The following is a 5,463-nucleotide window of genomic DNA, read 5'->3' on the forward strand; positions in this document are numbered from 1 at the left end:
CTCAAGCCGGGGAGCCGGCCCGCCCGCCGCGCGGCCCGGCCGTGCGCATCGCGCTGGGACGCATCGCCCATGGACGCAGCGGCGACAAGGGCGACGACGCCAACATCGGCCTGATGGCCCGCCATCCGCGATGGCTGCCGGTGTTGCGGGAGCAGGTGACGGCCGAGCGCGTGCTGGCCTACTTCGCCCATCTGGTGCGCGGCCCGGTGCAGCGCTACGAACTGCCCGGCCTGGGCGCATTCAACTTCGTGCTGCAGCGCGCGTTGGGCGGCGGCGGTTCGTGCAGCCTGCGGTCCGATCCCCTGGGCAAGTGCTATGCGCAGATGCTGCTGGACATGGAAATCGATTGCCCCGCGGAGCTGGCGCCGGTTTGAACCGTGCTTGCCTTGCGGAGCCGAGGAGACAGAAGATGAACAGACATTCAGCCCCTGTGGCGAATCCGGAGTCCCGTTTCCTGCTGTCGCGCCGGGAGCTGTTGCGCAGGGCAGGCGCGCTCGGCCTGCTGGGCCTGCCGGCCGGCCGCGCGGCGCTGGCGCAGCAGGCCGGCGCGTCCGAACCCAGGCTGGACAAGCAGGTCCGCATCGTGGTGGCGTACGGCGCGGGCGGCGCGTCCGACAGCCTGGCCCGCTACGTGGGCGAGGCAATCGCCCTGCGCGGCGGCAAGCCGGCCATTGTGGAAAACCGGCCCGGCGCGGACGGCAACATCGCCGCCGAGTTCGTGGTGCGGGCGCCGTCGGGCGATGCCTACAACCTGCTGGTTTCGGGCTCGTCCACCCATGCGGCCAATGCCACCATTTACCGCAAGCTGGGCTACGACCCCGAAGCCGATTTCACGCCGCTGGCCACGCTGGCCACCACGCCCTACGCCATGCTCGTCAACCCCCGGCGCATTGCGCAGGACTCGATCGCGGGCTTTCTGGACTGGGCGAAGAAAAGCGGCCAGCCCCTGTCGTTCGCCAGCGCCAACGTGGGCGGGCGCATCGCCGGCGAGCGCTTCAAGCAGCTCAGCGGCATCAACGCCGTGAACGTGCCGTACAAGAGCAGCGCGCAGGCCATGACCGACCTGATCGGCGGGCAGTTCGACTACTACTTCTGCGATATGGTGACCGCGCTGCCCCAGGTGCGGGCCGGCGCCGTGCGGGCGCTTGCGCTGTCCAGCGCCCAGCGCGTCGCCACGCTGCCCGAGGTGCCCACCGTGGCCGAACTGGGCTATCCGGATTTCGACGTCAGCTCGTGGATCGCGATGTGGAGCGCCACGGCCACCACGCCGCCGCCCGTGTCGGCCGCGCTGTCGCGCTGGATCGGCGAAGCACTGCAAGCGCCGGCCGGCCAGGAGTTTCTCGTGAAAAAGGGCCTGGTTCCCACGCCCGTGTCGCCCGACTATCTGCGCCGCCTGCAGGCGCGCGATACCCGGGAGTGGGGAAAGATCATCGTCGAAGCCGGCATGCGCCAGCCCTGAGCGGCGCGTTCAAGGGGGAGCGATCAGATGGCGGACTTTCATGGCGCTTTCGTTGTCGGCGTCGGCGCGCCAGTACAGCGCGAAACTGATCGGCGGCAGGGCCGGCAGGCGGGCCAGCGGATCCAGCACGCGCAGGTCGGGCGCCAGCATCTCCACGGTGCGGGCGGTGATGCCCAGGCCGGCGCGCAGCGCGGCGCGCACGCCGGCCAGCGTGGAGGTTTCGAAGGCAAGGTGCCAGGGGATGCGGGCGTCGGCCAGCGCCTGCACCATGCTGCTGCGGAACGGACAGGCCGCTTCCATCAGGATCAGCGGAACCGAGGCGCCCGCCTGGGGGTGGTAGCGGGCGCCGGCGATCCAGGCCACGGGCGAGGTGCGCAGCACCGTGTGCGCAAATTCGGGATGCGGGGCGATGTCCACCATGAGGTCGATGTCTCCCTTGCGCAGCGCCGAGGCCAGCCAGCGGCTGCGGCCCACCTGGATGTCGATGCTCAGCTTGGGGAAGTTCTCGGCGCAGATCTCGAGGTAGGCGGGCATCAGCGTGTCCACCGCGTCGGCGCACGAGCCGATCTTCACGGGCTGGGTGAACTCCTGCTGCGTGACGACGCGGTAGGCCTCGTCGTTGAGGCTGACCATGCGCCGGGCGTATTCCAGCAGCCGCATGCCTTCGGCCGTCAGCTTCTTGCGGCGGCCCACCCGCTCGAACAGCGTGCATTGCAGCACCGCTTCGAGTTTCTGCATCTGCTGCGACACCGCGGCCTGCGTGCGGTAGACCTTTTCGGCGGCGCTGGTGAAGTTCTCGCGCTCCGCCACGGCCACGAAGGTGCGCAGCAGGCCGATATCAAGATTGCGCATGCTCATCGCAGAACGATCCCCGGTTGCATGAGGTATCCCGTGTGCCCTTGTCGCCGTATTGTGCCGCGATTGTAGGCGGCTCTTTGGAATGAGGTTCGAGATGGAAGAAAAAGACAGCGTAGCGTGGGTGCGCGCCTCGCGGGTGGGGCCGGTGTTCCGGATCCACCTGAACCGGGGCGACGCCCGGAATCCCCTGGGCGCGGAAATGGTGCAGGCGCTGGGCGAGGCCGTGGAGAGCGCGTCCGCGCTGGGAGGGGTGCGCGTCATCCTGTTCACGGCCGCGGGGCCGGCGTTCAGCGCGGGAGGCAACCTGGGCAACCTCGGCGACCGGCTCGCGGCGGCGGCCGGGCCGGACGGCAAGGATCCGATCGCGGCCGGCAACCGGCGCTACGGCGAGTTCCTGACCCGGTTGACCCAGGTGCCGCAGGTCACGGTGGCGTGCGTCCAGGGCGCGGCCATGGGCGGCGGCGCGGGGCTGGCGTGCGCGGTGGACATTTCCATCGGATCGCCCGAGGCCCGGTTCGGTTTTCCCGAGACGGCCATCGGGCTCGTGCCAGGCCAGATCCTGCCCTTCGTGGCCGCGCGGCTGGGGCTGCCCGCCGCCCGGCGGCTCATGCTCACGGGACGCCGCATCGATGCCGCCGAGGCCTGCCGCATCGGGCTGCTGGATCACGTGGCGGAATCGCACCAGGCCCTGCCGGCGCTCACGCGGCAGGTGCTGGAATCCATTCTGGCCACCGCGCCGCAGGCGTCGGCGCGCACCAAGCGCATGCTGGGGCAGTTGCCCATGGCGCCCCTGGAATCCAACGCCGCGCTGTGCGGCTACCTGGACGCGGCGTCCGAGCTGTTCGCGCAGCAGATGCGTACGGAAGCCCTGGAAGGAGTGAGCGCGGCCAGGGAAAAACGGCCCGCCCGCTGGAACGAGGCCGCGGAACTGTCGGCGCTGGATCTGGCATAGCGCCAGAGCGCCGCGAAAAAAGGAGACATCATGGCAGCATTGGACGGTTTGAAAGTCGTGGACATGTCGCGCGTGCTGGGCGGGCCGCTGTGCGCCCAGATCCTGGGCGACCATGGCGCGGACGTGATCAAGGTGGAAGGGCCGGCGGGCGACGAAACCCGCACCTGGGGGCCGCCCTTCAACGAGGCGGGCATGGCTTCGTACTTTGCCGGCATCAACCGCAACAAGCGCACCGTGTGCGTCGACGTGTCCGATCCGCAGGGACGCGACGTGGTGATGCAACTGCTGGCCGACGCCGACGTGCTCATCGAGAACTTCAAGGTAGGCACGCTGGAGCGCTGGAGCATGGGCTACGAAGACACGCTGAGCCGGCGCTTTCCGCGCCTGATCCACTGCCGCGTCACCGGCTTCGGCGCCACCGGCCCGCTGGGCGGGCTGCCGGGTTACGACGCCGCGGTGCAGGCGCTCAGCGGACTCATGAGCATCAACGGCGACCCCGACGGCGTGCCCACGCGCATGGGCGTGCCCGTCGTGGACGTGACCACGGGGCTGAACGCCGTGATCGGCATCCTGATGGCGCTGCATGAGCGCGAGCGCAGCGGCAGGGGACAGTCGGTGGAATCGGCGCTGTACGACAGCGCCATCTTTTCCCTCTATCCGCATTCCATCAACACGTTGTTCACCGGACGGGCGCCGCTGCGTTCCGGCAACGGCCATCCCAATATCGCACCCTACGACACCTACGCCACCGCCACGGACCCCATCTACCTGGCGGTGGGCAACAACAACCAGTTCCAGCGCCTGTGCGAGGCCGTGGGCCACGCGCACCTGGCGCAGGACGAGCGCTATGCCACCAACGCCCAACGCGCCGTGCATCGCTTCGAACTCAAGCAGGACCTGCAGCGCGCCTTCGGCGGCTTCGATGCGCAGACGCTGTTCCGCAAGCTGGTGTCGGTGGGCGTGCCTTGCGGCGTGATCCAGAGCGTGGTCGAGGCGCTGGACCATCCTCACACGGCGCATCGCGGCATGGTGGCCGAGGTGGACGGCTTTCGCTCCGTGGCCTCGCCCATCAAGCTCAGCCGCACGCCGGCCAGCTATCGACGGCCGCCGCAGGAGATCGGCCAGAGCACGCTGGAGGTGTTGAGCGAGGCGGGCCTGTCGGCGCAGCAGATCGAATGGCTGATGTCCAAGGGGGTGATCCGGCAGGCGGAGTCGAAGGACGCGGCCCGGGCGCCGGCATAGGCAGCGCCCGGGGCCGCGCGGCCTTGCTATCATGGCGGCAGCGCGTCCGCCCGGGGCGGCGGCTTGCCGGCCGGCGGCGCGCCGTCTTCCTGCGCGCGACGAGCCTTATGCCTACTTCCATTCCCGAAATTCTGGACGCCGCCGGGCGCGTTTCCATCGCCTATGGCGCGCACCGCGCGGAGTTCGCACCGGCGGCCGGCGGCCGCCTGACGCGGCTGGCGACGGGCGAGCATCAATGGATCGTTCCGGTAACCGAAACCCAATGGCCGGCGCCGCGCTGGCCGCGCGCCGGGTCGTATCCCCTGGTTCCGTATTCCAACCGCATCCGCGACGGGCGCTTCGTTTTCGAGGGCCGGGAACATGCGCTGCGGCCGCTGCCCGGCCGGCCGCACGCCATCCACGGCAGCGGCCTGTACCGCGCCTGGACGGTGCGCGCGCAGTCGCCGGAGTCGGTGGACCTGGTGCTGGCCTCGGAGGACGATCCGCTGGGCTGGCCGTGGCCGTTCGAGTGCGTGCAGCGCTACCGGCTGGGCGGACGCGGGCTGAGCCTGACGCTGCAGATGGCCAACCTGGGCGATACGCCCATGCCTTTCGGCTTCGGCATCCATCCGTATTTCACCGCGCGGCGCGTGACGCTGCATGCCCGGCGCCGGTGGCAGGCCGATGCCGAGGGCCTGGCCACGGGCAGCGAAACCACGCACGTGCGCGAGCTGCGCCAGTCCGCCGAAGGCTGCGACACCTATCTGTCGCAGTGGGGCGGCCAGGCCACGCTGCACTGGGACGACGGGCACGCGCTGACCCTGCACGCCGATGCGGCCTTCGAGCATCTGGTGGTGTACGCCGCGCCCGGCGCGGACTTTCTCTGCGTGGAGCCGGTCACCCAGGTGGCCGATGCCTTCAACCTGGCGGCGGCGGGCCAGGCGCGCACGGGCATGCGGGTGCTGGAGCCGGG

Annotated in this window: 6 protein-coding genes; 5 read left to right on the forward strand and 1 reads right to left on the reverse strand. The window is 70.2% G+C overall.

Features of this window, described 5'->3' with window-relative positions:
• Together AD428_RS21945 and AD428_RS21950 are read left to right on the forward strand one after the other, a co-directional pair.
• Positions 1 to 374, forward strand: a 374-nt coding sequence (locus tag AD428_RS21945) for an AtuA-related protein (protein ID WP_432205851.1), incomplete at its 5' end; no start/stop codon positions are given.
• 35 nt (positions 375 to 409) lie between these two features.
• A complete protein-coding gene (locus tag AD428_RS21950; RefSeq protein WP_053246584.1) occupies positions 410 to 1,459 on the forward strand; it encodes a Bug family tripartite tricarboxylate transporter substrate binding protein in 1,050 nt (349 codons plus the stop codon).
• A gap of 9 nt (positions 1,460 to 1,468) precedes the next feature.
• Here the strand turns inward: AD428_RS21950 and AD428_RS21955 are convergent, their stop codons facing one another.
• Positions 1,469 to 2,311: a LysR substrate-binding domain-containing protein gene (locus AD428_RS21955; protein WP_053246589.1), complete on the reverse strand. Its 843-nt coding sequence runs from the start codon at positions 2,309 to 2,311 to the stop codon at positions 1,469 to 1,471.
• 100 nt (positions 2,312 to 2,411) lie between these two features.
• On the opposite strand from AD428_RS21955, the gene AD428_RS21960 reads away from it, so the two are divergent.
• The 3 genes from AD428_RS21960 to AD428_RS21970 form a co-directional block, all read left to right on the forward strand.
• Complete coding sequence (locus tag AD428_RS21960) at positions 2,412 to 3,269, forward strand: enoyl-CoA hydratase/isomerase family protein (RefSeq protein WP_053246585.1); 858 nt, start codon at positions 2,412 to 2,414, stop codon at positions 3,267 to 3,269.
• Between the two features lie 30 nt (positions 3,270 to 3,299).
• A complete protein-coding gene (locus tag AD428_RS21965) occupies positions 3,300 to 4,511 on the forward strand; it encodes a CaiB/BaiF CoA transferase family protein (RefSeq protein WP_053246586.1) in 1,212 nt (403 codons plus the stop codon).
• A 107-nt stretch (positions 4,512 to 4,618) separates the two neighbouring features.
• The coding region (locus AD428_RS21970; protein WP_053246590.1) for an aldose 1-epimerase at positions 4,619 to 5,463 on the forward strand (845 nt) is incomplete at its 3' end.

It is taken from the genome of Achromobacter sp. DMS1 (genome assembly GCF_001270295.1).

Excerpts from the sequence above, each read along its gene's own strand:
- AD428_RS21950 (WP_053246584.1), top strand. The coding sequence starts at position 410 with ATGAACAGACATTCAGCCCCTGTGGCGAATCCGGAGTCCCGTTTCCTG.
- AD428_RS21955 (WP_053246589.1), bottom strand. The coding sequence starts at position 2,311 with ATGCGCAATCTTGATATCGGCCTGCTGCGCACCTTCGTGGCCGTGGCG.
- AD428_RS21960 (WP_053246585.1), top strand. The coding sequence starts at position 2,412 with ATGGAAGAAAAAGACAGCGTAGCGTGGGTGCGCGCCTCGCGGGTGGGG.
- AD428_RS21965 (WP_053246586.1), top strand. The coding sequence starts at position 3,300 with ATGGCAGCATTGGACGGTTTGAAAGTCGTGGACATGTCGCGCGTGCTG.